The 25,885-nt window shown below is 58.5% G+C and carries 23 protein-coding genes and 2 tRNA genes; 3 read left to right on the forward strand and 22 right to left on the reverse strand.

Annotation, left to right across the window (positions count from 1 at the left end):
• Positions 1–56 precede the first annotated feature (56 nt).
• The 11 genes from infB to rlmE all read right to left on the reverse strand — a co-directional run bounded on the left by infB (position 57) and on the right by rlmE (position 11,171).
• Positions 57–2,573 (reverse strand): translation initiation factor IF-2, encoded by a 2,517-nt coding sequence (gene infB, locus QLG12_RS20755; RefSeq protein WP_007953742.1) that lies wholly within the window; start codon positions 2,571–2,573, stop codon positions 57–59.
• Positions 2,574–2,600: 27 nt separating this feature from the next.
• Positions 2,601–4,082: a transcription termination factor NusA gene (gene nusA, locus QLG12_RS20760; protein WP_039769175.1), complete on the reverse strand. Its 1,482-nt coding sequence runs from the start codon at positions 4,080–4,082 to the stop codon at positions 2,601–2,603.
• Between the two features lie 47 nt (positions 4,083–4,129).
• Complete coding sequence (rimP, locus tag QLG12_RS20765) at positions 4,130–4,588, reverse strand: ribosome maturation factor RimP (protein ID WP_064384139.1); 459 nt, start codon at positions 4,586–4,588, stop codon at positions 4,130–4,132.
• Between the two features lie 138 nt (positions 4,589–4,726).
• Positions 4,727–4,803: transfer RNA gene (locus QLG12_RS20770), tRNA-Met, on the reverse strand.
• Positions 4,804–4,900: 97 nt separating this feature from the next.
• Positions 4,901–4,986, reverse strand: a tRNA-Leu gene (locus QLG12_RS20775).
• 22 nt (positions 4,987–5,008) lie between these two features.
• Positions 5,009–5,392, reverse strand: a complete 384-nt coding sequence (gene secG / locus QLG12_RS20780; protein WP_011332406.1) for a preprotein translocase subunit SecG — start codon at positions 5,390–5,392, stop codon at positions 5,009–5,011.
• A 4-nt stretch (positions 5,393–5,396) separates the two neighbouring features.
• Positions 5,397–6,152 (reverse strand): triose-phosphate isomerase, encoded by a 756-nt coding sequence (gene tpiA / locus QLG12_RS20785; RefSeq protein ID WP_282475150.1) that lies wholly within the window; start codon positions 6,150–6,152, stop codon positions 5,397–5,399.
• Between the two features lie 65 nt (positions 6,153–6,217).
• Positions 6,218–7,555, reverse strand: coding sequence for a phosphoglucosamine mutase (gene glmM / locus QLG12_RS20790; RefSeq protein WP_236193270.1), 1,338 nt, complete (start codon positions 7,553–7,555; stop codon positions 6,218–6,220).
• Between the two features lie 16 nt (positions 7,556–7,571).
• A complete protein-coding gene (gene folP, locus QLG12_RS20795) occupies positions 7,572–8,423 on the reverse strand; it encodes a dihydropteroate synthase (protein WP_236193271.1) in 852 nt (283 codons plus the stop codon).
• Positions 8,424–8,431: 8 nt separating this feature from the next.
• Positions 8,432–10,339 (reverse strand): ATP-dependent zinc metalloprotease FtsH, encoded by a 1,908-nt coding sequence (ftsH, locus tag QLG12_RS20800; protein ID WP_011332403.1) that lies wholly within the window; start codon positions 10,337–10,339, stop codon positions 8,432–8,434.
• 202 nt (positions 10,340–10,541) lie between these two features.
• The gene (gene rlmE / locus QLG12_RS20805) at positions 10,542–11,171 is read right to left on the reverse strand and encodes a 23S rRNA (uridine(2552)-2'-O)-methyltransferase RlmE (RefSeq protein ID WP_064382587.1); all 630 of its coding nucleotides are present in this window, start codon (positions 11,169–11,171) and stop codon (positions 10,542–10,544) included.
• Positions 11,172–11,272: 101 nt separating this feature from the next.
• On the opposite strand from rlmE, the gene QLG12_RS20810 reads away from it, so the two are divergent.
• On the forward strand, positions 11,273–11,581 hold the full coding sequence (locus QLG12_RS20810) for a YhbY family RNA-binding protein (RefSeq protein ID WP_011332401.1): 309 nt from the start codon (positions 11,273–11,275) through the stop codon (positions 11,579–11,581).
• Between the two features lie 9 nt (positions 11,582–11,590).
• Here QLG12_RS20810 and QLG12_RS20815 read toward each other — a convergent pair whose 3' ends face one another.
• The 8 genes from QLG12_RS20815 to grpE form a co-directional block, all read right to left on the reverse strand.
• Positions 11,591–11,995, reverse strand: coding sequence for a hypothetical protein (locus QLG12_RS20815; protein WP_064382589.1), 405 nt, complete (start codon positions 11,993–11,995; stop codon positions 11,591–11,593).
• 28 nt (positions 11,996–12,023) lie between these two features.
• Positions 12,024–12,500 carry a transcription elongation factor GreA gene (gene greA / locus QLG12_RS20820; protein ID WP_007953757.1) on the reverse strand — a complete coding sequence of 159 codons (477 nt, stop codon included), beginning with the start codon at positions 12,498–12,500 and terminating at the stop codon, positions 12,024–12,026.
• The gene (gene carB, locus QLG12_RS20825) at positions 12,497–15,718 is read right to left on the reverse strand and encodes a carbamoyl-phosphate synthase large subunit (RefSeq protein WP_039769162.1); all 3,222 of its coding nucleotides are present in this window, start codon (positions 15,716–15,718) and stop codon (positions 12,497–12,499) included. Before carB ends, greA begins: the two co-directional genes overlap by 4 nt.
• A gap of 125 nt (positions 15,719–15,843) precedes the next feature.
• Positions 15,844–16,980 carry a glutamine-hydrolyzing carbamoyl-phosphate synthase small subunit gene (gene carA, locus QLG12_RS20830; RefSeq protein WP_007953761.1) on the reverse strand — a complete coding sequence of 379 codons (1,137 nt, stop codon included), beginning with the start codon at positions 16,978–16,980 and terminating at the stop codon, positions 15,844–15,846.
• A 256-nt stretch (positions 16,981–17,236) separates the two neighbouring features.
• Positions 17,237–18,043: a 4-hydroxy-tetrahydrodipicolinate reductase gene (gene dapB / locus QLG12_RS20835; protein ID WP_064382591.1), complete on the reverse strand. Its 807-nt coding sequence runs from the start codon at positions 18,041–18,043 to the stop codon at positions 17,237–17,239.
• Positions 18,044–18,052: 9 nt separating this feature from the next.
• A complete protein-coding gene (dnaJ, locus tag QLG12_RS20840; RefSeq protein ID WP_041475136.1) occupies positions 18,053–19,177 on the reverse strand; it encodes a molecular chaperone DnaJ in 1,125 nt (374 codons plus the stop codon).
• Between the two features lie 297 nt (positions 19,178–19,474).
• Entirely contained in the window at positions 19,475–21,391 is a 1,917-nt protein-coding gene (gene dnaK / locus QLG12_RS20845) for a molecular chaperone DnaK (protein ID WP_011332395.1), read from the reverse strand.
• Between the two features lie 102 nt (positions 21,392–21,493).
• Positions 21,494–22,063 carry a nucleotide exchange factor GrpE gene (grpE, locus tag QLG12_RS20850; protein ID WP_011332394.1) on the reverse strand — a complete coding sequence of 190 codons (570 nt, stop codon included), beginning with the start codon at positions 22,061–22,063 and terminating at the stop codon, positions 21,494–21,496.
• Between the two features lie 240 nt (positions 22,064–22,303).
• Here grpE and recN point away from each other — a divergent pair, with 240 nt between their 5' ends.
• Positions 22,304–23,977 (forward strand): DNA repair protein RecN, encoded by a 1,674-nt coding sequence (recN, locus tag QLG12_RS20855; protein WP_197871329.1) that lies wholly within the window; start codon positions 22,304–22,306, stop codon positions 23,975–23,977.
• Between the two features lie 75 nt (positions 23,978–24,052).
• On the opposite strand, the gene fur is transcribed toward recN, so the two are convergent.
• Positions 24,053–24,457 (reverse strand): ferric iron uptake transcriptional regulator, encoded by a 405-nt coding sequence (fur, locus tag QLG12_RS20860; protein ID WP_064382593.1) that lies wholly within the window; start codon positions 24,455–24,457, stop codon positions 24,053–24,055.
• A 97-nt stretch (positions 24,458–24,554) separates the two neighbouring features.
• On the opposite strand from fur, the gene QLG12_RS20865 reads away from it, so the two are divergent.
• Complete coding sequence (locus tag QLG12_RS20865; RefSeq protein WP_064382594.1) at positions 24,555–25,082, forward strand: outer membrane protein assembly factor BamE; 528 nt, start codon at positions 24,555–24,557, stop codon at positions 25,080–25,082.
• Between the two features lie 61 nt (positions 25,083–25,143).
• Here the strand turns inward: QLG12_RS20865 and QLG12_RS20870 are convergent, their stop codons facing one another.
• Together QLG12_RS20870 and QLG12_RS20875 are read right to left on the reverse strand one after the other, a co-directional pair.
• Positions 25,144–25,458, reverse strand: coding sequence for an RnfH family protein (locus tag QLG12_RS20870; RefSeq protein ID WP_282475151.1), 315 nt, complete (start codon positions 25,456–25,458; stop codon positions 25,144–25,146).
• Positions 25,451–25,885, reverse strand: a complete 435-nt coding sequence (locus QLG12_RS20875; protein ID WP_003221509.1) for a type II toxin-antitoxin system RatA family toxin — start codon at positions 25,883–25,885, stop codon at positions 25,451–25,453. Before QLG12_RS20875 ends, QLG12_RS20870 begins: the two co-directional genes overlap by 8 nt.

Consider the following 25,885-nt stretch of genomic DNA (forward strand, 5'->3'; position numbering starts at 1 on the left):
ACGCCGCGCCGCGCACTTGCATGCGGCGGCCCGACGTGGCCCTTGAAGTGCGCGAGTCAGAGGCTGCGAGCAACCTGAACCTTCTCGAAGACTTCGATCTTGTCACCGACTTTGACGTCGTTGTAGCTCTTCACGCCGATACCGCATTCCATGCCGGCACGTACTTCGGAAGCGTCATCCTTGAAGCGGCGCAGGGATTCCAGCTCGCCTTCGAAGATAACGATGTCTTCACGCAGTACACGGATCGGACGGTTACGGTGAACAGTACCCTCGATCACCATGCAGCCGGCGATGGCGCCGAACTTAGGCGAACGGAATACGTCACGGACTTCGGCCACACCGAGGATGTTCTCGCGAACGTCGCTGCCAAGCATACCGGTCAGGGCTTTCTTGACGTCTTCGATGATGTCGTAGATCACGTTGTAGTAACGCATGTCCAGACCTTCCTGCTCGACGATCTTCCGTGCGCCGGCATCGGCACGCACGTTGAAGCCGAACAGTACAGCGTTGGAAGCCAGTGCCAGGTTGGCATCGGATTCGGTGATACCACCGACGCCGCCACCGACCACGCGCACTTGCACTTCGTCGTTGCCCAGGCCGTTCAAAGCGCCCTGCAAGGCTTCCAGCGAACCACGGACGTCGGATTTGAGGACGATGTTGAGCGTCTTCTTCTCTTCCTGACCCATGCTTTCGAAGATGTTTTCCAGCTTGCCGGCGTGAGCGCGAGCCAGTTTGACTTCGCGGAACTTGCCTTGACGGAACAGAGCCACTTCACGGGCTTTCTTCTCGTCGGCAACCACGCTCATCTCGTCGCCAGCGTCAGGCGTACCGTCCAGGCCGAGGATCTCGACCGGAATGGCCGGACCCGCTTCCTTGATCGGCTTGCCGTTCTCGTCGAGCATGGCGCGCACGCGGCCATAGTTCGAGCCGACCAGCACCATGTCGCCTTGACGCAGCGTACCGTCCTGAACCAGAACAGTCGCCACCGGGCCACGGCCCTTGTCGAGACGCGATTCAACCACGACACCACGGCCAGGAGCCGAAGGCGTGGCGGTCAGTTCGAGAACTTCAGCCTGCAGCAATACAGCTTCGAGCAGTTCGTCGACGCCGGTACCCATCTTCGCGGAGACCGGGACGAATGGAGTGTCGCCACCCCAGTCTTCAGAGGTCACGCCGTGGGCCGACAGTTCGCTACGGATGCGATCGAGGTCGGCACCCGGCTTGTCGATCTTGTTCACCGCAACCACCAGCGGAACGCCAGCAGCAACAGCATGCTGAACGGCTTCGATGGTTTGTGGCATCACGCCGTCGTCCGCCGCAACCACCAGGATCACGATGTCGGTCGCCTTGGCACCACGGGCACGCATGGCGGTAAACGCGGCGTGACCCGGGGTGTCGAGGAAGGTGACCATGCCGCGTTCGGTTTCAACGTGGTAGGCACCGATGTGCTGGGTGATACCGCCGGCTTCGCCAGCAGCTACCTTGGCACGACGGATGTAGTCGAGCAGCGAGGTCTTACCGTGGTCAACGTGGCCCATTACGGTCACGACCGGCGCACGAGGAACTGCTTCACCTTCGAACTTCAGGGACTCGGCCAGGGAATCTTCCAGGGCGGTGTCGCTGACCAGGGTCACTTTGTGGCCCAGTTCTTCGGCTACCAGTTGAGCAGTTTCCTGATCAAGCACCTGGTTGATGGTCGCTGGAGTACCCAGTTTGAACATGAACTTGATGATTTCGGCAGCCTTGACCGACATCTGCTGGGCGAGATCGCCAACAGTGATGGTTTCGCCGATCTTCACTTCACGCACGACAGGGCCGGTCGGGCTCTGGAAACCGTGGGCGTTGCGTTTTTTCAGCTTGGCCTTGCCGCGACCGCCGCGACGGAAGCCATCGCTTTCTTCGTCGGTCGTGCGTGGAGCCACACGTGGAGCCGGAGCCTTTTCCTTGACCGATGCGCGATGCGGAGCGTTTTTGCGCTCGCCATCACCACCGCCACGACGGTTGTTGTCGTCGGCACGCGGCTTGTCCGGACGGCGCTGCTCGTCACGCTTGCGAGTGTCGGCAGCTGGCGCAGCAGCCACAACCGGCGCGGCTTCGCGCACAGGTTCGGCCACTGGTGCAGGTGCTGCGACAGCTTCGGCAGGAGCGGACGGCGCAGCAGGCTGGCGACGCGCTTCTTCTTCGGCGCGAACGCGGGCTTCTTCTTCAGCCTTCTGACGGGCAGCATTTTCTACTGCACGACGTTCATCCAGTTCACGCTTGCGCTCGGCTTCGATTTCTTCCGGGCTACGCTGTACGAAAACTTTCTTCTTGCGGACTTCAACGCTGATGCTTTTGCTGCCAGCCACACGCAGGGTGCTGGTGGTTTTACGCTGCAGCGTGATCTTGCGTGGTTCTTCCACTTTCGCCTTGTGGCTGCTTTTCAAGTGGGTCAGCAGGGATTGCTTCTCACTGTCAGTCACATTTTCTTCGGCGGCGGTGTGCGGCAGACCTGCCTCACGCATCTGCTGCAACAGGCGCTCTACCGGTGTTTTGACCTCATCGGCCAGTTGTTTCACCGTGACTTGCGTCATGCACTTCTCTCCTCAGGCCGCGCCTAATTACTCGAACCAGTGGGCTCGGGCGGCCATGATCAACTTGCCGGCACGATCTTCGTCAATGCCGTCGATGTCGAGCAGGTCGTCAATAGACTGCTCGGCCAGGTCTTCGCGGGTAATTACGCCGCGCACCGCCAGTTCCATCGCCAAATCCTTGTCCATACCCTCAAGCGAGAGCAGGTCTTCGGCCGGATGGGCGTCTGCCAGCTTTTCCTCAGTAGCGATGGCTTTGGTCAACAAGCGATCCTTGGCACGAGCGCGAAGCTCGTTGACGATGTCTTCGTCAAAGCCGTCGATGTTGAGCATTTCTTCCAACGGTACGTAGGCAATCTCTTCCAGGCTGGTGAAGCCTTCGTCTACCAGCACCTGAGCCAGTTCTTCGTCGACTTCCAGCTCGTCGATGAAGTTGCGCAGGATGTCGCCGGTTTCCGCTTGCTGCTTAGCCTGGATGTCCGATTCGGTCATCACGTTCAGGGTCCAGCCAGTCAGCTGGCTCGCCAGACGCACGTTCTGACCACCACGACCGATGGCCTGAGCCAGATTGTCTGCGCCAACGGCGATGTCCATGGCATGGGCATCTTCGTCAACGATGATGGCCGCCACTTCTGCCGGCGACATGGCATTGATCACGAACTGTGCCGGGTTGTCATCCCACAGGACGATGTCGACACGCTCGCCACCCAACTCGCCCGACACGGCCTGGACGCGCGAACCGCGCATACCGATGCACGCGCCCTGCGGGTCGATGCGTTTGTCCTTGGAGCGGACAGCGATCTTGGCACGCGAACCCGGATCACGGGATGCGGCCATGACTTCGATCAGACCTTCAGCAATTTCCGGCACTTCGATACGGAACAGCTCGATCAGCATTTCCGGCGCGGTACGCGACAGGATCAGCTGAGGACCGCGGTTCTCGGTGCGGATTTCCTTGAGCAGCGCACGCAGACGCACGCCAACACGGAAGGTTTCGCGAGAAATGATGTCTTCACGGGCCAGCAACGCTTCAGCGTTATTACCCAGGTCGACGATCACGTTGTCGCGGGTCACTTTCTTCACGGTGCCGGAGATGATTTCTCCCAGGCGCTCGCGATAAGCGTCAACCACTTGAGCGCGCTCGGCTTCGCGCACTTTCTGCACGATGACCTGCTTGGCGGTCTGTGCAGCGATACGGCCGAACTCGATGGACTCGATCTTTTCTTCAACAACGTCGCCAACCTTGGCACCAGGGTGCGTTTCAGCAACCTTGCTCGGCCAGGTTTCGATGGCCGGATCATCGAGATCATTCTCTTCGACGACCGTCCAGCGACGGAATGTTTCGTAGGAACCGGTGTGGCGGTTGATTTCCACACGCAGATCAACTTCGTCTTCAAAACGCTTTTTGGTAGCAGTGGCCAGAGCCAGCTCCAGCGCTTCAAAAATCACGCTTGCCGGTACACCCTTTTCATTGGATACCGACTCAACAACCAGCAGTACTTCTTTGCTCATCGTACGCCTCGCCTTTCGCAAGCCATTGGATCCGCGGGATCCGCGTCTCAGTCATAACTGGGAATAATGTTGGCCTTGTCGATCATATCGATCGGCAACAGGAACTCATGGTTTTCCACCTGCACCACGACATCCTGCTCTTCTACACCGCGCAGAAGGCCCTGAAAGTTGCGTCGACCTTCAAAAGGCGAGCGCAGCTTGATCTTCACTTGTTCACCGACATATTTGGCAAACTGCTCAAGAGTGAACAGTGGGCGTTCCATGCCTGGCGAGGAAACTTCAAGGGTGTATTCAACGGAGATCGGATCTTCAACATCCAGCACACCGCTGATCTGACGGCTGACGATGGCACAATCGTCCACCAGCACGCCGCCTTCCTTATCGATATAAACGCGCAACATTGAGTGACGACCTTGAGCCGAAAACTCAATACCCCAGCATTCATAGCCTAGGGCCACGACCACCGGGGCCAGCAAGGCCTGCAACTCTTCTAGCTTGCTCGACACCTGAACCCCCTCGTGCATGTATGTGCATGCTATGCAAAATAAAAAAATGGGCGAAACGCCCATCCTTGAAACGCCGTCGAACAGCGGCGTTGAAAGTGTCCAGCTAACAAAAAGCCCCTTAAAAGGGGCTCCTTAAACTGGTTGCGGGGGCCGGATTTGAACCGACGACCTTCGGGTTATGAGCCCGACGAGCTACCAGACTGCTCCACCCCGCGACAAAGCTGGGGCGGAAGTATACGACCGATCCCTCATAGGGTCAATGTAACCTTCCACCTGCAAGAAAGCCCGCAACAGCGGGCTCTCCTGACTAATTGGTACCGAGAAGGGGACTCGAACCCCTACACCCTATGGGCACAACCACCTCAAGGTTGCGTGTCTACCAATTCCACCACCTCGGCAATACTACGTTTGAAACCCTTCTTACTTCTGCTCTTGAGCCGGAGGTACGTCAGTCGCTGGAGTAGCCGACTTTTGCTCTTGAAGCACCGGGACATCATCAGAAGCCGGTTGTTGCTTTGGAACTTCCAACACTGCCGGGTTTGGCAAACCTGCTTGAGTCAGCTGATGAGCCTTCTCTTTAGCAAAGTATCCTAACCCCAAGCTGGTTATGAAGAAACCGGCGGCAAGTATAGCAGTAAACTTACTAAGAAAGGTAGAGGAACCTTGGCTTCCGAACACAGTATTTGAAGCACCTGCTCCGAAAGACGCGCCAGCATCCGCACCTTTACCCTGCTGCAGCAAAACCAGAGCTACTACGCCCAATGCACCCAGCAGATGAAAAACGACTACGACTGTTTCCAGCATTTTTTCAGTTTCCCGCGGCGCGACAAATCGCACCGAACTCATCTGCATTCAGGGAAGCTCCACCAATGAGCCCCCCATCGATATCCGGCATGCCGAACAGTTCGACCGCATTGGCCGCCTTCACGCTGCCGCCGTATAGAAGCCGCACACCTCGTGCCACTTCAGAATTCTCTGCCGCCAACTGCTCGCGAATGGCTTTGTGCACATCCTGAGCCTGTTGCGGCGTTGCAGTCAGCCCCGTACCAATCGCCCAGACCGGCTCGTAAGCGATCACTGCGTTGGCAAAAGCACCGACACCCAGCTCCTCGATGATACTGCCCAGCTGACGCCCGACAATCTCAAGAGTTTTTCCGGCTTCACGCTGCTCCAGGGTCTCCCCCACACACAACACCGGAATCAAGCCACATGCCTGTGCCGCCGCGAACTTGCGATTCAGCATTCCGTCTCGCTCGCCCATGATCTGGCGGCGTTCGGAGTGCCCGACTAGCACCAGGGAACAACCTGCATCCACCAACTGACTCGGCGCAATCTCACCCGTCAACGCACCTTGCATGGATTCCACCGCAGAGTTCTGCGCACCGACCGAAATCGATTTACCTTTCAAGCCATCAATCACTTGATTGATATACAAGCAAGGCGGGAATACCGCGACATCAACACCGCTTGGCAAGGCCAGATGACGAAGGCCGTTGATCAGCTCAGCGACGCTGGCGCGGGTACCGTGCATCTTCCAGTTACCAGCTACCATAGGGCGACGCATGCTGTACCTCGTCGGTCAAAGTGGGCGCAGATGTTACCCAACACAATCATGGCTGGCAAGCCGAATCAGGCAGAAACTTCAGTTACCAGTTTTGCCAGTTCTTCGGCATACCCACGAACCTGGGTTTCGTCCTCACCTTCAACCATCACACGCACCAAAGGCTCTGTCCCGGACTTGCGCAAAAGTACACGACCACGCCCCGCCATGGCCTGAGTTACACGCGCACTGGCTTCCTTGACAGCCGGATGCTCCAGCGGGCTATCGCCACCACCGAAACGCACGTTGATCAGCACCTGCGGGCACTTGCGTAGCGCCTGGCGAGTTTGAGCAAGCCCCTCGTTACGCGTCTTCAGCGCCATTAGCACCTGCAAAGCCGCAATGATCGCATCGCCAGTCGTCGTGTGGTTGAAGCAGACGACATGTCCGGAGTTCTCCCCCCCGACCAACCAATCACGCTCCAGCAACTCGGCAATTACATATCGGTCGCCGACATTTGCACGCACAAAAGGAATCCCCAGATCCGCCAGAGCCAACTCCAGACCCAGGTTACTCATCAGCGTACCGACAACACCGCCCTGCAATTTGCCTCGTTCATGCAAATCGCGCGCAATGATGAAAATCAGTTCGTCACCATCGACTATCGCACCGGTGTGGTCGACCATCAGAACTCGGTCGCCATCGCCATCGAAGGCGATACCCAGATCCGCATGTTCGGACAACACCGCCGCCTGCAATTGCCCCATATGCGTGGAGCCACAGTTATCATTGATGTTCAACCCGTTGGGCTGAGCCGACAAGACGACGACCTCTGCGCCCAGCTCGCGGAAAACACTCGGCGCAACTTTATAGGTGGCACCGTGTGCGCAGTCGATGACAACCTTCAGGCCGGAGAAACTGGTACCGGTCGGCACGGAGCTCTTGCAGAACTCGATATAGCGGCCGGACGCATCATTGATTCGCGACACCTTGCCAATCTTGCTCGACTCGACAACGGTCATTGGCGTATCGAGCAGCTCTTCAATCATCAGCTCCAGCTCATCGGGCAACTTGGTGCCCTTGCCGGAGAAAAACTTGATGCCGTTATCGTCATGCGGATTGTGCGATGCACTGATCACGATCCCGGCCTCAGCCTGGAAGGTCCGCGACAGGTAGGCAATAGCTGGAGTCGGCATCGGGCCGAGCAGCATTACATCGGCGCCGGCAGATGTCAGGCCGGCTTCAAGCGCCGATTCGAACATGTAACCGGAAATCCGCGTGTCCTTGCCGACCAACACCTTGCAGGCGCCCATCTTGCGAAAGGCCATACCGGCAGCCCAGCCGAGCTTGAGCATGAAGTCCGGCGTGATCGGGTATTCCCCGACACGACCACGAATGCCGTCAGTACCAAAGTATTTCTTGCTCATAAGTGCCCCATCATTCTTATTCGGCTGATTCCACGGCCGCGAGCATTCGCACCACGTCCACCGTTTCCGCCACATCATGGACGCGCAATATGCGCGCACCTTTCACCGACGCCAGCGCAGCCAGTGCCAAACCACCGTATAGACGCTCACCCACCGGACGATTCAATGCATGACCGATCATGCTTTTGCGCGAAACGCCCACCAACAGTGGCCGCCCCAGCGCATGCAGGGCTTCCATATGCTTGAACAAGCTTAGATTGTGCTGCAGGGTTTTGGCGAAGCCGAAGCCCGGATCAAGAATGATCCGCTCGGCCGGAATACCTGCCAACTCACACTGAGTCATGCGCTCGGCGAGAAATTCGCCCACTTCCCGGGTGACATCCTGATAGCGCGGATCGTCCTGCATATCGCCAGGTTCACCGAGCATATGCATCAGGCACACGGGCAATCCCGTGGCAGCAGCAGCATCCAACGCGCCATCGCGCCTTAGCGAACGAACGTCGTTGATCAAACCGGCACCCAACCGCGCCGTTTCGCGCATGACCGCCGGAGTGGATGTATCGACCGATATGACCACATCCAGTTCGCGGTTGATCAGCTCGACGACGGGAGCGACACGCTCCAGCTCCTCCAATGGAGAAACCGCCCGCGCGCCTGGACGGGTCGACTCGCCGCCCACATCGATCAGCGTTGCACCCGCCGCAACCATGGCTTCGGCATGACGCAAGGCTGCATCGAGCTGGCTGTATCGGCCACCGTCGGAAAAAGAATCGGGAGTGACATTGAGAATGCCCATGACATGCGTCCGGGCCAAATCAAGAACCCGGTTGCCGCAAGGCAACCGGGTCAGGGACTGTACAGAAGTCATTTCAAACCTTAAACGTCGGCAGCCGGGCCGCCAATCGGTGTTTCCGGACGCTCGCCCTGAATGACAGGAGGCGTGCCAGTACCGGTACCTCCCGACCAGTCGCGAGGCTCGCGAGGTGTACGACCGGCCATGATGTCGTCGATCTGCTCGGCATCGATCGTCTCGTACTTCATCAGAGCATCCGCCATGGCATCGAGCTTGTCGCGATTGTCCGTCAGGATCTGCTTGGCGGTGCCGTAGCACTGATCGATGATGCTGCGTACTTCGGAGTCGATCAGCTTGGCTGTCTCACCGGAGAAGCTGGCATTCTGACCGCCACCACCACGACCGAGGAATACCTCACCCTCTTCTTCCGCATACATCAACGGGCCGAGTTTTTCCGACAAGCCCCATTTGGTCACCATGTTCCGCGCGATCTGACTCGCACGCATGATGTCATTAGAGGCACCAGTGGTCACACCGTCGAAGCCCAAGGTCATTTCTTCAGCGATACGGCCGCCGTACAGCGAGCAGATCTGACTGATCAACGCACGCTTGGACAGGCTGTAGCGATCCTCTTCCGGCAGGAACATGGTCACACCCAGCGCACGACCGCGCGGGATGATCGACACCTTGTAGACCGGATCATGCTCAGGCACGACGCGACCGACAATGGCGTGGCCGGCTTCGTGATAAGCCGTGTTCTGCTTCTCTTTTTCGGACATGACCATGGATTTGCGCTCAGCACCCATCATGATCTTGTCTTTGGCCAGTTCGAACTCTTTCATCTCGACGATACGCTTGCCGGCGCGGGCAGCGAACAACGACGCTTCGTTCACCAGGTTCGCAAGGTCGGCACCGGAGAAGCCCGGCGTACCACGCGCGATGACAGCCGGAGCAACGTCGTCACCCATTGGCACTTTACGCATGTGCACTTTGAGGATCTGTTCGCGACCACGGATATCCGGCAGGCCGACCACCACCTGACGGTCGAAACGGCCCGGACGCAGCAGAGCAGGATCCAGCACGTCAGGGCGGTTGGTCGCGGCGATGACGATGATGCCGTCATTCATTTCGAAACCGTCCATCTCGACCAGCAACTGGTTGAGAGTCTGCTCGCGCTCATCGTGACCGCCGCCCATGCCGGCGCCACGATGGCGACCCACGGCGTCGATCTCGTCGATGAAGATAATGCATGGAGCGTGTTTCTTGGCCTGTTCGAACATGTCACGAACGCGGCTTGCACCGACACCGACGAACATTTCGACGAAGTCGGAACCGGAAATGGTAAAGAACGGCACTTTGGCCTCACCGGCAATCGCCTTGGCCAGCAAGGTCTTACCGGTACCCGGTGGCCCCACCATCAGCACGCCGCGAGGAATGCGACCGCCCAGGCGCTGGAACTTGCCCGGATCACGGAGAAACTCGACCAGCTCGCCCACTTCTTCCTTGGCTTCGTCGCAACCGGCAACGTCAGCCAGGGTGGTTTTCACCTGATCTTCGGACAGCAGACGCGCCTTGCTCTTGCCAAAGCTCATCGGCCCGCCCTTGCCGCCCGCACCGCCCTGCATCTGGCGCATGAAGAACATGAACACCGCGATGATCACCAGGATCGGGAAGCTGGCCACCAGAAGCTGGGTCCAGATGCTTTGCTGCTCAGGCTGCTTGCCTTCGACCACAACGTGGTTGTCGACCAGATCGCCGATCAGGCCATTGTCCTGAATTGCCGGACGAATGGTCTTGAAGCTGTCGCCGTCGTTGCGCTTGCCGGTAATCACGTAGCCGTCGACGGCCACGCGCTCGACCTTGCCATCCTTGACCTGCTGGATGAAGTCGGAATAGTTGAGGGTCTGCGGCTCGTTAGGGCTGGAGAAGTTGTTCATCACCGTCACCAGGACTGCCGCGATGATCAACCACAGGATCAGATTCTTTGCCATATCGTTCAATTAACTACCCTCTGAAGCAAGCTCCGCTACTGGCGCGCGCTTCGCATGATATTCACCGGCCTAACTTACTACATTACCTACAGCTCTGGCAGGCGCCGTCTGTAACCCTTTGTGAAACACTTTCTACACAATATGCGCTTATGCGCGCGGGGCGAAATACGAAAAACCTATCACCCCGCCAAAAAACCTCGTTTTACTCGCTACGACCGCGGTAGCCCCAAGCCAGCATGTATTGCTCACGAGAGCTGCCACGAGATGAATCCGGCTTGATCATCTGGATCTTGTCGAACTTCTTGCGAGCGTCCTTCAGGTACGTATCGAATCCTTCGCCCTGAAAAATCTTGATCAGGAAATTACCGCCCGGCTTGAGTATCCGCTCCGCCAGATCAAGCGCCAGCTCGCAAAGAAACATGGCCTTGGGCATGTCCACTTCAGGCGTACCACTCATATTGGGGGCCATATCGGAAATCACAAGGTCAACCTGTGAATTACCTACGGCTTCAAGGATCCGCGCGAGCACTTCGTCCTGAGTGAAGTCGCCCTGGATAAAGGTCACATCCGGAATACTGTCCATCTCCAGGATGTCCGAGGCGATCAATCGCCCCTGGCCACCGATCAGCCGACTGGTGACTTGAGACCAGCCGCCAGGCGCCGCACCCAGGTCAACGACGCTCATGCCCGGACGGATCAGCTTGTATTTTTCCTGGACCTCCAGAAGCTTGTAACTTGCACGCGAACGGTAACCGTCCTTCTGCGCCTGCTTCACATAGGGGTCATTGACATGTCTTTTCAGCCAACCAAGGCTTGTCTTGGAACGCGCCATTGGGCACCTCGTTGATTAGGGTCGTGATTAATTGGGCGGATCCACGAGCCCTCGGGTAAAATGGCCGCCATTTTACAGAATCCAGACGAAAGGGTCAGATTATGCCGCTCACTCCAGAGCAGAAGAAACAGTACAAATCCATTGGCCACCACCTGAAACCGGTTCTGACTGTGGCTGACAACGGTTTGACTGAGGGTGTTTTAGCCGAACTCGAACGCGCATTGGCAGATCACGAGCTGATCAAGATCAAGCTCAACATCCTCGATCGCGAGGCGCGCCTGGCGTCCGTTGCAGAGCTGTGCAAGGTCGGCAAGGCCGATCTGGTTCAAGTCATCGGCAAGATGGCACTGATTTACCGCAAGAACTTCAGCGTCAACAAGCAGCTGTCGAACGTCCATCGCTTCAAGTGATGACAAGGGTCAAGGGTGTGCTTCGCGCACCCTGCCACTCCATCCCGGCACGGGTTGCAACACCAGCACCAGCCCGGAAAAACCCAACACGAGAAAGCTGAACACCTGCCAGCGCTGCGCATCCGGCCAGCCGCCACGCACTGCGACAAACATCGCACACGCATACAACGCCATCAGCAACACTTGCCCGCGAAAATCCCGCCATAGACTGGCAAGGCCCTCGGCCTGTACCAGCACCAAAGCCTGAAATATCACGCACGCGACGGCAAACCCCACCACCGCTACTTCAAACGTACTTGCAACTTCATCGATCAACAGCGGTGCCAGGCCGATTTGACCCAGCACCGGGCGCAGACCGAGATGTACCAGCCACAGGCCACCGACCCACAACATCTGGGCCAGTTGCCAGAGCATTGCGCCCGCATGCAGCAGGCGCCCACCCTCAGATGTGACGGACTTCGACAATCTCGTACTCGATATCGCCACCTGGCGTTTTCACGACGACCGTATCGCCCTCTTCCTTGGCAATCAAGGCGCGAGCAATCGGCGAGCCGACTGAAATCTTGCCGAGCTTGATGTCCGCCTCATCCTCACCCACGATCTGGTAAGTGACGCTTTCATCGGTCTCGACGTTGGCGATTTCGACGGTGGTGCCGAAAATCACTTTGCCGGTGTGCGGAATGGTCGTCACATCGATGATCACCGCGTTCTGCAGGCGACCTTCGATATCACGGATCCGAGCCTCGACCATACCTTGCTGTTCGCGAGCGGCATGGTATTCGGCGTTTTCTTTCAAGTCACCCAACTCGCGGGCCGTACCGATGTCCTGGCTAAGCTTCGGACGAACGACCTTGGTCAGGTGAGCGTGCTCTTCTTCCAGGGCCTTGGAGCCCTGGACGGTCATTGGGTATTTATTCATGCCTTCAATCCTGCGTGTAGATCCTGCAAGCGGCGCACGGTCTTCTCGGGACCGAACTTCAGCGCTTCACAGATAGCTTCGCCAGCAGCAATGGTGGTGGTGCAGTAAATCTTGTGCTGCAAGGCGTTACGGCGAATGGAATAGGAATCGGCGATCGACTGGCGACCTTCGGTGGTGTTGATGATCAGGGTGACTTCGTCATTCTTGATCATGTCGACCACGTGCGGACGCCCCTCGGTCACCTTGTTCACGCGACGCACTTTCAGACCTGCGGCTTCGATCAGCTTGGCAGTGCCGGCAGTGGCGACGACTTCGAAGCCCAAGTTGATCAGATCACGGGCCACGCCTGCAACCAGTGGCTTGTCATCATCGCGCACGCTGATGAATGCGGTACCGCCGGTCGGCAGCACTTCGCTGGCGCCCATCTGGGCTTTGGCAAAGGCTTCGCCGAAGGTGTCGCCGACGCCCATCACTTCACCGGTGGACTTCATCTCTGGGCCGAGGATCGGGTCAACGCCAGGGAATTTGGCGAACGGGAACACCGCCTCTTTCACGCTGTAGAAGTTCGGGATGATTTCCTTGGTGAAGCCGATTTCCTTCAGGGTTTTACCGGCCATCACGCGAGCCGCGACCATTGCCAGGGAAATACCGATGCACTTCGACACGAACGGTACGGTACGGGAAGCACGCGGGTTGACTTCGATGACGTAGATGTCTTCGCCTTGCAGCGCCAACTGAACGTTCATCAGGCCGACCACGCCCAGTTCCAGGGCCATTTTCTTGACCTGTTCGCGCATCTCGTCCTGGATGTGCGCCGGCAGCGAATACGGCGGCAGCGAGCACGCGGAGTCACCGGAGTGAACGCCCGCCTGTTCGATGTGCTGCATGATCGCGCCGATCACTACGTCCTTGCCGTCGCAGACCGCATCCACGTCCATCTCGATGGCGCAGTTGAGGAAGTGGTCGAGCAGCACCGGACTGTCGTTCGACACTTGCACCGCGTCACGAAGGTAACGCTTGAGCTCTTCTTCCTTGTAGACGATTTCCATCGCCCGGCCGCCCAGTACGTAGGACGGACGCACCACCAGCGGATAACCGATCTTCGCGGCAGCGCGAACGGCTTCGTCTTCGCTGCGCACGGTGGCGTTTGGCGGCTGACGCAGGTTCAGGCGCTCGACCATTTGCTGGAAGCGCTCACGGTCTTCGGCGCGGTCGATGGCGTCAGGACTGGTGCCGATGATCGGCACGCCGGCTGCTTCCAGGGCGCGAGCCAGTTTCAGAGGCGTCTGGCCGCCGTACTGGACGATCACGCCTTTCGGCTTCTCGACGCGGCAGATTTCCAGCACGTCTTCCAGGGTCACCGGTTCGAAGTACAGACGGTCGGAAGTGTCGTAGTCAGTGGAAACGGTTTCCGGGTTGCAGTTGACCATGATGGTCTCGTAACCGTCATCGCGCAGCGCCAGTGCCGCGTGTACGCAGCAGTAGTCGAACTCGATGCCCTGACCGATACGGTTCGGGCCACCGCCGAGGATGATGATCTTGTCGCGACCGGACGGCGCGGCTTCGCACTCTTCCTCGTAGGTCGAGTACAGGTAGGCAGTGTCGGTGGCGAACTCGGCCGCGCAGGTGTCGACGCGCTTGTAGACCGGGAACACTTCCAGCTTGTGGCGGTGAGTACGCAGGTTCTTCTCGGTGACGCCCAGCAGCTTGGCCAGACGCTGGTCGGAGAAACCTTTGCGCTTGAGCTTGTACATCAGATCGCGGTCGATAGCGGACAGACCGAGAGTCTTGACCTTCTCTTCGTCCTTGATCAGGTCTTCGATCTGCACAAGGAACCAAGGATCGATCATGTTCATGCCGAAGATTTCTTCGACGGTCATGCCGGCGCGGAAAGCGTCCGCCACGTACCAGATACGCTCGGCGCCCGGCACCGTCAGTTCGCGCTTCAGTACGCTCATGCTTTCCGGGTTGCTCAGGTCGACTTTCTCGTCCAGGCCGCAAACACCCACTTCCAGACCGCGCAGGGCTTTCTGCAGGGATTCCTGGAAGGTACGGCCGATGGCCATGACTTCACCGACCGACTTCATCTGAGTGGTCAGGCGCGCGTCAGCGTTGGCGAACTTCTCGAAAGCGAAGCGCGGCAGCTTGGTCACGACGTAGTCGATGGATGGCTCGAAGGACGCCGGGGTACGACCGCCGGTGATGTCGTTCTGCAGTTCGTCGAGGGTGTAACCGACCGCCAGCTTGGCCGCGATCTTGGCGATCGGGAAACCGGTGGCTTTCGAAGCCAGAGCCGACGAGCGGGATACACGCGGGTTCATTTCGATCACGACCATGCGGCCGGTGTCCGGGCAGATACCGAACTGGACGTTGGAACCACCGGTCTCGACGCCGATCTCGCGCAGTACCGCCAGCGAGGCGTTACGCAGGATCTGGTACTCCTTGTCGGTCAGGGTCTGAGCCGGGGCAACAGTGATCGAGTCACCGGTGTGCACGCCCATCGGGTCGAAGTTTTCGATCGAGCAGACGATGATGCAGTTGTCCTTTTTGTCGCGGACAACTTCCATTTCATATTCTTTCCAGCCGATCAGGGATTCGTCGATCAGCAGTTCCTTGGTTGGCGACAGGTCCAGACCACGGGCGCAGATTTCTTCGAACTCTTCACGGTTGTAAGCGATACCGCCACCGGTGCCGCCCATGGTGAAGGACGGACGGATGATGCACGGGAAGCCCAGGCGCTCGAGCACCGCGTTGGCTTCTTCCATGCTGTGGGCGATACCGGAACGCGGGCATTCCAGGCCGATGGCTTTCATCGCCTTGTCGAAACGCGAACGGTCTTCAGCCTTGTCGATGGTGTCGGCGTTGGCGCCGATCATCTCTACGCCGAACTTCTCCAGAACGCCTTCACGCTCCAGGTCCAGGGCGCAGTTCAGAGCAGTCTGGCCGCCCATGGTTGGCAACACGGCATCCGGACGCTCTTTCTCGATGATCTTGGCAACGGTCTGCCATTTGATCGGCTCGATGTAGGTGGCGTCGGCCATGTCCGGGTCGGTCATGATGGTGGCCGGGTTGGAGTTCACCAGAATGACGCGGTAACCCTCTTCGCGCAGGGCTTTGCAAGCCTGGGCGCCGGAGTAGTCGAATTCGCAGGCCTGGCCGATAACGATCGGGCCAGCGCCGAGAATCAGGATGCTTTTAATGTCTGTACGTTTTGGCATGGGTTTGTCACTCAAATCCGCAGGTCAGTCGGCAAGCCGTCTTGATCGATTTCTGAAGCCCCGAGGGGGCCGCCGGTTTCGGGGCCGCCCTCAAGGGCTTCTCGCTACAGTCTCAAGGCGAGCGCTTAGCGTCGCTTGGCCATCTCGTTGATGAAGCGGTCAAACAGAGGGGCCACATCGTTCGGGCCCGGGCTCGCCTCAGGGTGACCCTGGAAGCTGAACGCGCTCTTGTCGGTGCGCTCGATGCCTTGCAGGGTGCCGTCGAACAGCGATTTATGGATCGCGCGGACGTTGGCTGGCAGGGTCTCTTCGTCAACCGCGAAACCGTGGTTCTGGCTGGTGATCATCACGACGCCAGTGTCCAGATCCTGCACCGGGTGGTTGGCACCGTGGTGGCCGTGGCCCATTTTCAGGGTCTTGGCGCCGGAAGCCAGAGCCAGCAGCTGGTGACCGAGGCAGATACCGAAGACCGGAATTTCGGTTTCCAGCACTTCCTTGATGGCCTTGATCGCGTAGTCGCAAGGCTCCGGATCACCAGGGCCGTTGGACAGGAACACGCCGTCCGGCTTCAAGGCCAGCACGTCGGCCGCCGGGGTCTGTGCCGGAACGACAGTGACGCGGCAGCCGCGCTCGACCAACATCCGCAGGATGTTGACCTTGACGCCGTAGTCGTAGGCAACCACATGGTAAGGCAGCTCGGAGGCTTCGATGGTCGCGTGGCTGTCGGTTTTCAGATCCCAGACAGTGGAGCGCCATTCGTATTGGGTCTTGGTGCTGACGACTTTCGCCAGGTCCATGCCCTTCAGACCCGGGAAACCTTGCGCAGCGGCAATCGCGGCTTCTTCGGAAATGTTGTCGCCGGCCATGATGCAGCCGTTCTGTGCGCCTTTTTCACGCAGGATGCGGGTCAGACGGCGGGTGTCGATACCGGCGATCGCCACAACGTTGTTGGCTTTAAGGTAATCGGACAGGGACATCGTGTTACGCCAGTTGCTCGCTACCAGCGGCAGGTCACGGATGACCAGGCCAGCGGACCAGACGCGATCGGACTCGGCGTCTTCCGGCGTGGTACCGGTGTTGCCGATGTGCGGGTAAGTCAGGGTAACGATCTGTTGGGCGTAGGAAGGATCGGTAAGGATTTCCTGATAGCCGGTCATTGCGGTGTTGAACACCACCTCACCAACGGTCTGACCGTCGGCTCCAATGGCTTCGCCGCGAAAAATGCTGCCATCAGCAAGGGCGAGTATGGCTGGCTTAGTCAAGAAGACCTCCCGTAAATAACGCATGAAAGGGCAATCGCAGGTTGTAAAAAAGCGGAGTGACGTATGGACACGTCACCCCGCTTCTTCACTGAATTATTCTGCGCGCTTTTAGTGGACACACTAAAGCTGTAGCTTACAGAAAAAGGGATTTTTGGTCTACCGCCAATGAGGCCTAAAGGCCTGAGAATGCGACAGGGCGTCGCCCGGCGGAGCAAAACCGGCACAAACAGGGCGTTTGCGCCGGTTTCAGAACATCTCAATGCAGGTCGAGCACGTCCTGCATGTCGTACAAACCAGGCTCGCGACCGTCAAGCCACAACGCCGCACGCACCGCGCCCTTCGCGAACGTCATGCGGCTCGAAGCCTTGTGCGTGATCTCCAGACGCTCGCCCTCGCAGGCAAACAGCACCGTGTGATCACCCACCACATCACCACCGCGAACAGTGGCGAAACCGATGGTTTCACGCTCACGGGCACCGGTGTGACCTTCGCGACCATAGACCGCGACTTTCTGCAGATCACGATCAAGCGCATTGGCAATTACTTCACCCATGCGCAGGGCCGTACCCGACGGCGCATCGATCTTGTGGCGGTGATGGGCTTCGATGATCTCGATGTCCGCATCATCAGCCAATACCCGCGCTGCCATGTCGAGCAGCTTCAGCGACAGGTTGACACCGACACTGAAGTTGGCGGCGAAGACGATCGGAATATCCTTGCCCGCCTCGGCCAGCAACTGCTTCTGCGCAGCGTCCAGCCCGGTCGTGCCGATCACCATCGCCTTGCCGGCCTTGCGGCAGAAGGCCAGGTTTTTCAGCATCACTTCCGGCAGGGTGAAGTCGATCAAGACATCGAACTCTTCCGCCACCGATTCCAGATTTCCGGACAGCGGCACGCCGATTCGACCCAGCGAAGCCAGCTCACCGGCATCCACACCGATCAGCGTACTGCCAGGACGAACAATCGCGGCCGTCAAACCGGTCAGCGGCGCGCGCTGCTGCACGGCCTCGACCAGAATCTTGCCCATGCGCCCGGCAGCGCCCATCACAGCTATACGTCGCATGCCGACTCCTTACAGATCGCCGAAGAAGCGCTTCACACCGTCGAACCAACCGGTGGTTTTCGGGGAATGACTGTTATCGTCCGCCAGGGAGCTGCGGAACTCTTCCAGCAGTTCACGCTGACGACGGGTCAGGTTGACCGGCGTCTCGACGGCCACGCGGCACATCAGGTCGCCCGCACCACCGCCACGCACTGGCGCCACGCCTTTGCCGCGTACGCGGAACTGCTTGCCGGTCTGAGTCCCTTCCGGAATCTTCAGCTTGACGCGACCGTCGAGGGTCGGAATTTCCAGCTCGCCGCCCAGGGCCGCGTCGACGAAGCTGATCGGCACTTCGCAGAACAGATGCTTGCCGTCACGCTGGAAGATGTCGTGTTCGCGGACATTGATCACCACGTACAGGTCGCCGGTCGGGCCACCCTGAGTGCCCGCCTCGCCTTCACCGGACAGACGAATGCGGTCACCGGTATCGACACCGGCCGGCACTTTGACGGAAAGGGTTTTGTATTCTTCGACGCGACCGTCGCCGTGGCACGAGTCGCACGGATCGGAAATGATCTTGCCCTGACCATGGCAACGTGGGCAGGTCTGCTGCACCGAAAAGAAGCCTTGCTGCATGCGTACCTGACCGATGCCGCCGCACGTCGGGCACGTCGATGGCGACGAGCCTTTCTTGGCACCCGATCCATCACATGGTTTGCAATTGACCAGTGTCGGAACGCGGATATTCACGGTAGTACCGCGTACCGCTTCTTCCAGGTTCAACTCCAGGGTGTAACGCAAATCGCTGCCGCGCTGAGCGCCGCCACGGGAACCGCCGCGACCGCCACCGAAGAAGTCACTGAAGACATCACCAAAGATGTCGGAGAAGTTCTGACCGCCGAAGCCTGCACCGCCGCCACCCATGCTCGGGTCGACACCGGCATGACCATACTGATCGTACGCTGCACGCTTGCTGGAATCGGACAGCACTTCGTAGGCTTCGTTGGCCTCTTTGAACAGATCTTCCGACGCCTTGTCACCGGGATTACGGTCCGGGTGGTGCTTCATCGCCAGACGGCGATAGGCCTTTTTCAGGTCTGCTTCGCTTGAGCCGCGCTCAACACCCAACACTTCGTAATAGTCACGCTTAGCCATAAGTTCTTCATACTCTTGAGGACGTTCGGCAAACCCCTCCTGAGCTTCGCCAAACTCGTTGAGCCCCAATACAGGCCCGGACCCAACTCACGTCAATTCAACGATCCTGGTCTTTGGTTCATGCGGTATTTGCGGCGCGAAAAGCAGGAGCATTCCCGGCCATACCACCAACACACGAAGCTTGTCGCATGCTGTAAAAATTCGCGTATTCCAGATACGCCAACGCGGGAGCAAGCTCCCGCGCGGCGACATCCTACCAGTCACCGCCGCAAGGCAGTCAACCGGGCGACCAACAACTTACTTGTGGTCTTTGACTTCTTCGAACTCGGCATCGACAACATCGTCAGCCTTTTCAGCTTTCTCGTCGTGCGGTGCCGCGCCTTCAGCAGGCTGAGCCTGTTCGGCATACATCTTCTGAGCAACCGGTGCAGAGACTTTCGACAGCTCTTCAACCTTGGCGTCGATGGCAGCCTTGTCGTCGCCCTTGACGGCAGCTTCCAGGGCAACCACAGCCGCTTCGATTGCAGTCTTCTCTTCTGCAGTCACTTTGTCGCCAGCGTCAGCGATCATCTTGCGGGTCGAGTGAACCAGCGCGTCACCCTGGTTACGGGCAGCGGCCAGCTCTTCGAACTTGCGGTCTTCCTCGGCGTTCAGCTCGGCGTCGCGCACCATCTTCTGGATTTCTTCATCCGACAGACCAGAGTTGGCCTTGATGGTGATCTTCTGCTCTTTGCCAGTCGCCTTGTCCTTCGCACCTACGTGCAGGATGCCGTTGGCGTCGATGTCGAAGGTCACTTCGATCTGCGGCACACCACGTGGAGCAGGTGGAATGTCGGCCAGGTCGAACTTGCCCAGGGACTTGTTCTGTGCGGCTTGCTTGCGCTCGCCTTGCAAGACGTGAATGGTCACGGCGCCCTGGTTGTCGTCGGCCGTCGAGAACACTTGCGATTTCTTGGTAGGAATCGTGGTGTTTTTCTCGATCAGCGCGGTCATCACGCCACCCATGGTTTCGATACCCAGGGTCAGCGGGCTGACGTCGAGCAGCAGAACGTCTTTCACGTCACCGGCCAGAACGGCGCCCTGGATCGCAGCACCCATGGCAACAGCTTCGTCCGGGTTCACGTCTTTACGTGCTTCTTTACCGAAGAAATCCGAAACAGCTTTCTGCACCATCGGCATACGGGTCTGACCGCCGACCAGGATCACGTCGTCGATCTTGCTGGCGTCGATGCCGGCGTCTTTCAAAGCAATGCGGCATGGCTCGATGGTACGAGTCACCAGATCTTCAACCAGCGATTCGAGCTTGGCACGGGAGATCTTCACATTCAGATGCTTCGGACCGGTCGCGTCTGCAGTAATGTACGGCAGGTTGACGTCGGTCGACTGCGAGGAAGACAGCTCGATCTTGGCTTTCTCAGCGGCTTCTTTCAGACGCTGCAAGGCCAGAGGATCGTTCTTCAGGTCCATGCCGGACTCTTTCTTGAACTCGTCGACGAGGTAGTCGATCAGGCGCATGTCGAAGTCTTCGCCACCCAGGAAGGTGTCACCGTTGGTGGCCAGCACTTCGAACTGGTGCTCGCCGTCAACTTCAGCGATCTCGATCACGGAGACGTCGAAAGTACCACCACCGAGGTCGTAAACGATCACGGTGTGATCGCCCTTGGCCTTGTCCATACCGTAAGCCAGAGCAGCTGCGGTCGGTTCGTTGATGATACGTTTTACGTCCAGACCGGCGATGCGGCCAGCATCTTTAGTTGCCTGACGCTGACTGTCGTTGAAGTACGCCGGAACGGTGATCACCGCTTCAGTCACAGCCTCACCGAGATAGTCTTCGGCGGTCTTCTTCATCTTTTTCAGGACTTCGGCGCTGATTTGCGGCGGAGCCATCTGCTTGCCGGAGGCCTCGACCCAGGCGTCACCATTGTTAGCCTTGACGATCTTGTAAGGCACCAGCTTGATGTCTTTCTGCACAACTTCTTCTTCGAAGCGGCGACCAATCAGACGCTTCACTGCGAAAAGGGTGTTGTGCGGGTTGGTCACAGCCTGACGCTTGGCCGACTGACCGACCAGGATTTCGCCATCGTTGGCGTAAGCGATGATCGACGGCGTGGTGCGCGCGCCTTCAGCGTTCTCAATAACTTTGGCTTTGCCGTTTTCCAGCACGGAGACGCAGGAGTTGGTAGTCCCCAGGTCGATACCGATAATTTTGCCCATGTTCACTCTCCCGAAACTTTGGATTTTTTTGCCGCAGCAGTGGTGGCTGACTGCGGTAATACTTAAACGCTTGACTTGTAAATGGGGGCCTTGCGGCTAATTTCAAGCCTTCTCGTCAATCGAAGGCGAAACTGGCGCCGGCGCCTTGCTGACCACGACCATCGCCGGACGCAGCAGGCGACCGTTGAGCTGGTAGCCCTTCTGGAACACCTTCAGAATGCTGTTCGGCTCCAGGTCAGCACTTTCCTGCATGGCCATCGCCTGATGCTCCACGGCATTGAACGGTTCGCCTTCCTGCGGGCTGACAGCGACAAGCTGATAGCGCGTGAGGGTGTCGTGAAACATTTTCAGGGTCAGCTCGATGCCTTCGCGCATCGGACGGATGCTTTCGTCATCCGGGCTCGACAGCTCCAGACCACGCTCCAGGCTGTCGACGATCGGCAGCAGATCGCCGGCGAATTTTTCCAGCGCAAACTTGTGCGCCTTTTCGACGTCCTGCTCGGCACGGCGGCGGACGTTCTGCAGATCGGCAGCTACGCGCAGCGATTGATCCTGCGCGGCGGCCAATTGCTCTTCGAGCACTTGTACACGGGTCGCCAGGTCATCACCCGAAGCCTCGGGCGCCTGATTGGCTTCTGGATTTTGCGTATCTACTGTCTGTTCGTCAGCCATAGAATTCTCCTTTCAATATCGTCCGCGAGTTCGATTCGCGCTTCTGCCCCGGTATATGGGGCCGCAAAATCAGGCTTCAAGGGCTGACAACGATTAACCCTACAAAAAAGTGCTGCATTGGCATTCCCGGGCGCGACAGGCATTTGATCGGATCATCCCCATCGATCCAAGCGAGGGCATTGTCAGCCCGAAACAAAACACTGTATAAATAACCAGACCTGAAGCCTGGGAGCGGCCTTTATGCTGGTGCACCTGTCCGTACACAACTACGCCATCGTTGAACATCTCGATCTCGAACTCGATCGCGGCATGAGCGTGATTACCGGGGAAACCGGCGCCGGCAAGTCGATCATGCTCGACGCCCTGGGCCTGACGCTCGGTGATCGCGCCGACAGCGGCGTGGTTCGACCGGGCGCCGACAAGGCCGATATCCTGGCGACCTTCGACCTGGCCGACATCCCCGAGGCCAGCGCCTGGCTGGCGGAACGCGACCTGGAAATCGACGGCCCGTGCATCCTGCGCCGGGTCATCACGTCCGAAGGTCGGTCACGCGGCTATATAAATGGCACGCCCTGCCCGCTTGGCGATCTCAAGGCACTCGGCGAGCTGCTGATCGATATCCACAGCCAGCACGAACACCAATCCCTGCTCAAGACCGACACCCACCGGCGCCTGCTCGACGAGTACGCCGGGGCCACCGATCTGGCACGCCAGGTACACTTGGCCGCCCAGCGCTGGCGCCAGACTCGCCAGGAGCTGGAACGCCTTTCCAACTCCGGCGACGAACAGCGTGCACGCCATCAACTGCTCAGCTATCAACTCGAAGAACTGGAAAACCTCGGCCTCGGTGAAAACGAGCTGGAAGAGCTGGAGCAGGAACACAAGAACCTGACCAACGCCGAAACGCTGCTCGGCATCTGCCGACAAGTGGTCGAGCAATGCAGCGAAAGCGATTCCGGCAATGTGCTGAATGCCTTGACGGCCAGCCTCAACCGACTGTCGAGCGTGAACAGCTCGGTGGGTGCGCTGGGTGAAGCGAGCAGCCTGCTGACCAGTGCGCAGATCCAGGTCGAAGAGGCCGTCGGCGAGCTCAATCGTTTTCTCGACAACTTCGACGCTGATCCGGCGCGCCTGCAATATCTCGAGGAACGCCTGGACTCCATTTACACATTGGCACGCAAACACCGCATTCAGCCGACGGAAGTGGCAGAGATGCAGCAGAAGCTGCTCGACGAAATCGAAGCGCTGGACGCCAACGATGAATCCATCGAACGCCTCGCCGAAGAACTCGCTTCCTATGCCCGCCACTATCAGGAAAAGGCTCGGGAACTCAGTGAGCTGCGCCATCAGGCGGCCGGCAGCCTGGCAAGCGCGGTGGAGCAGGAGATTCAGCGCCTGGGCATGCCCGGCGGTCGCTTCACCATCGAACTGCGCGCCAACAATAGCGGCGAGTTGCAACCCAATGGCCTGGAACAAGTCGAGCTGCTGGTGAGCGCCAACCCGGGCCAACCCTTGAAAGCCTTGGCCAAAGTCGCGTCCGGCGGTGAGTTGTCACGGATCAGCCTGGCCATCCAGGTGATTACAGCCCAGACCTCTCGCGTACCGACATTGGTATTCGATGAAGTGGACGTGGGGATTGGCGGTCCGACGGCGGAAATCGTCGGCCAGTTGTTACGCCGCCTCGGGGATCGCGGACAGGTTCTGACGGTCACGCATTTGCCGCAAGTTGCGGCTCAGGGGCATCAGCATCTGTTCGTGCACAAGGTACGTGGCGAGCAGGCGACTCATACGGCCGTTTCGAAGCTGAGCAAGAATGACCGCATAGAAGAAGTCGCGCGGATGTTGGGCGGCATCGATCTGACCAAAGAGTCCTTGGCGCACGCGAAAAAGATGGTCGTAACCGCAAAGGTTTAAGAACCGCAGAAAGCACGAAGGCGACCCTCGGGTCGCCTTCGTTCGTTTCGCGAACCTGAAATTCGCGCGACATGCTTACTTTTTCTTGCGTACGTACAGGACGAGATTGTGATCAACCATCTCGTAACCGTGCTTCTCGACGATCGCCTTCTGAAGTTTTTCGATTTCTTCGTCGAAGAATTCGATGACTTCGCCCGACTCCACGTTAACCATATGGTCGTGGTGGCCACCATCGGCCAATTCGAATACCGCGTGGCCGCCGTCGAAGTTGTGACGGACCACGAGGCCAGCCGCTTCGAACTGGGTCAGAACACGGTAAACCGTGGCCAGACCGACATCCTCGCCAGCTTCCATCAACGCCTTGTAGACGTCCTCGGCACTCATGTGACGCTGCTCGGTAGAGTCGAGCATTTGCAGGATCTTGACCCGTGGCAGGGTCACTTTGAGGCCGGCTTTGCGTAGTTCGCTATTTTCAACCATGGTCAGCTTTCTCGCGATGCTGCTTCGCAGCTTCTCTTAATGCGGGTATGATCGGCGTTTACGTTGTCCCAGCCAAGATAGTGGAAGTCGCCCACCGATGCAAAACACCAAGCTCTTGCTAACCAGTTTCACCTTTGTGGGACTGCTCGCACTCGCCGGTTGTTCATTCCCCGGGGTTTACAAAATCGACATCCAGCAGGGCAATGTCGTCACGCAGGACATGATAGACCAGTTACGCCCGGGAATGACCCGGCCGCAAGTACGGTTTATCATGGGCAACCCTCTGCTTGCCGACACGTTCCATGCCAACCGCTGGGATTACCTGTACAGCCTGCAACCGGGGGGCGGTGAACGCCAGCAGGAACGCGTAAGTGTCATTTTCGACTCGAATGACCGCCTTGCCAGCCTGTCCGGTGATTTCATGCCGGGCGTCAGCCGTGACGAAGCCATTCTCGGCAAAGACAGCGGCACCAGCGTGACCGCTCCTGCTGAAAACGCCGAGCAGCCGAAACCGGAAAAACCGGCCAAGCCAGGCTCCTTGCTGGATCAGATCCAGAAGGACGTCGATGGCGTGGAAACCGTTCCGGTTCCAACGCCAGAACCGCTGGACACCTCGCCGCAGTAATTTGCGACGCAATAAAAAACCCGGAAATTCCGGGTTTTTTATTGCCTGCCGTTTGGCCAGCCTACTGGTTTCGCGCTTTAGCCTCGGCAGCCTTCGCGGCGCGCAGACGGCGCACCTCTTTCGGATCAGCCAACAGCGGTCTATAGATCTCGATGCGATCGCCTTCCTGGACCCGTCGAGCATCCGGATCAGCGATCACTTTGCCGAAGATCCCCAAGGGACAACTGTTCAGATCCAGCTCCGGAAATTCAGCATCAATCCCGGACGCCATGAGCGCCGCACGCACCGTCGTACCCTCGGCGACGCTGATCACACGCAAAACCTGACGATCAACGGCGGCATACACCACTTCGATTTCAATCACCGACTCAACCATGCATCTGCTTGGCGCGCTGGCAGAACGCATCCACCAATGTATTGGCCGCCTGATTGAACAAAGGACCGAGCGTCGCGCGGACCAGCGGCCCGGCATAGTCGAAGGACAGATCCAGACTGATCTTGCAGGCTTTCTCGTTCAACGCCTTGAACACCCAGACCCCGTGCAACTGATTGAATGGACCTTCCTCAAGATTCATCTCGATCGACTGTCCCGGCACCAGCGTATTGCGCGTCACGAAGTGCTGACTAAGCCCACCCTTGGCCACGCCAACACTGGCGCGCATATGCTCAGGCGAGCTTTCCAGGACTTCGGCAGACGAGCACCACGGCAGAAACTCCGGGTAACGCGCCACGTCATTGACCAGGTCATAAAGAAATTGCGCCGGATAAGGCAGCAGCGCCGATCGTTGAATATGTGTCGTCAT

The sequence above is a fragment of the Pseudomonas sp. V88_4 genome (genome assembly GCF_029967985.1).
Classification (GTDB): domain Bacteria; phylum Pseudomonadota; class Gammaproteobacteria; order Pseudomonadales; family Pseudomonadaceae; genus Aquipseudomonas; species Aquipseudomonas glycinae.

Coding starts and splice junctions, on each gene's coding strand:
- infB (WP_007953742.1), bottom strand. CDS start 2,573: ATGACGCAAGTCACGGTGAAACAACTGGCCGATGAGGTCAAAACACCG.
- nusA (WP_039769175.1), bottom strand. CDS start 4,082: ATGAGCAAAGAAGTACTGCTGGTTGTTGAGTCGGTATCCAATGAAAAG.
- secG (WP_011332406.1), bottom strand. CDS start 5,392: ATGCTGGAAACAGTCGTAGTCGTTTTTCATCTGCTGGGTGCATTGGGC.
- tpiA (WP_282475150.1), bottom strand. CDS start 6,152: ATGCGTCGCCCTATGGTAGCTGGTAACTGGAAGATGCACGGTACCCGC.
- glmM (WP_236193270.1), bottom strand. CDS start 7,555: ATGAGCAAGAAATACTTTGGTACTGACGGCATTCGTGGTCGTGTCGGG.
- folP (WP_236193271.1), bottom strand. CDS start 8,423: ATGACTTCTGTACAGTCCCTGACCCGGTTGCCTTGCGGCAACCGGGTT.
- ftsH (WP_011332403.1), bottom strand. CDS start 10,339: ATGGCAAAGAATCTGATCCTGTGGTTGATCATCGCGGCAGTCCTGGTG.
- rlmE (WP_064382587.1), bottom strand. CDS start 11,171: ATGGCGCGTTCCAAGACAAGCCTTGGTTGGCTGAAAAGACATGTCAAT.
- QLG12_RS20810 (WP_011332401.1), top strand. CDS start 11,273: ATGCCGCTCACTCCAGAGCAGAAGAAACAGTACAAATCCATTGGCCAC.
- QLG12_RS20815 (WP_064382589.1), bottom strand. CDS start 11,995: ATGCTCTGGCAACTGGCCCAGATGTTGTGGGTCGGTGGCCTGTGGCTG.
- greA (WP_007953757.1), bottom strand. CDS start 12,500: ATGAATAAATACCCAATGACCGTCCAGGGCTCCAAGGCCCTGGAAGAA.
- carB (WP_039769162.1), bottom strand. CDS start 15,718: ATGCCAAAACGTACAGACATTAAAAGCATCCTGATTCTCGGCGCTGGC.
- dapB (WP_064382591.1), bottom strand. CDS start 18,043: ATGCGACGTATAGCTGTGATGGGCGCTGCCGGGCGCATGGGCAAGATT.
- dnaJ (WP_041475136.1), bottom strand. CDS start 19,177: ATGGCTAAGCGTGACTATTACGAAGTGTTGGGTGTTGAGCGCGGCTCA.
- dnaK (WP_011332395.1), bottom strand. CDS start 21,391: ATGGGCAAAATTATCGGTATCGACCTGGGGACTACCAACTCCTGCGTC.
- grpE (WP_011332394.1), bottom strand. CDS start 22,063: ATGGCTGACGAACAGACAGTAGATACGCAAAATCCAGAAGCCAATCAG.
- recN (WP_197871329.1), top strand. CDS start 22,304: ATGCTGGTGCACCTGTCCGTACACAACTACGCCATCGTTGAACATCTC.
- fur (WP_064382593.1), bottom strand. CDS start 24,457: ATGGTTGAAAATAGCGAACTACGCAAAGCCGGCCTCAAAGTGACCCTG.
- QLG12_RS20865 (WP_064382594.1), top strand. CDS start 24,555: ATGCAAAACACCAAGCTCTTGCTAACCAGTTTCACCTTTGTGGGACTG.
- QLG12_RS20870 (WP_282475151.1), bottom strand. CDS start 25,458: ATGGTTGAGTCGGTGATTGAAATCGAAGTGGTGTATGCCGCCGTTGAT.
- QLG12_RS20875 (WP_003221509.1), bottom strand. CDS start 25,885: ATGACGACACATATTCAACGATCGGCGCTGCTGCCTTATCCGGCGCAA.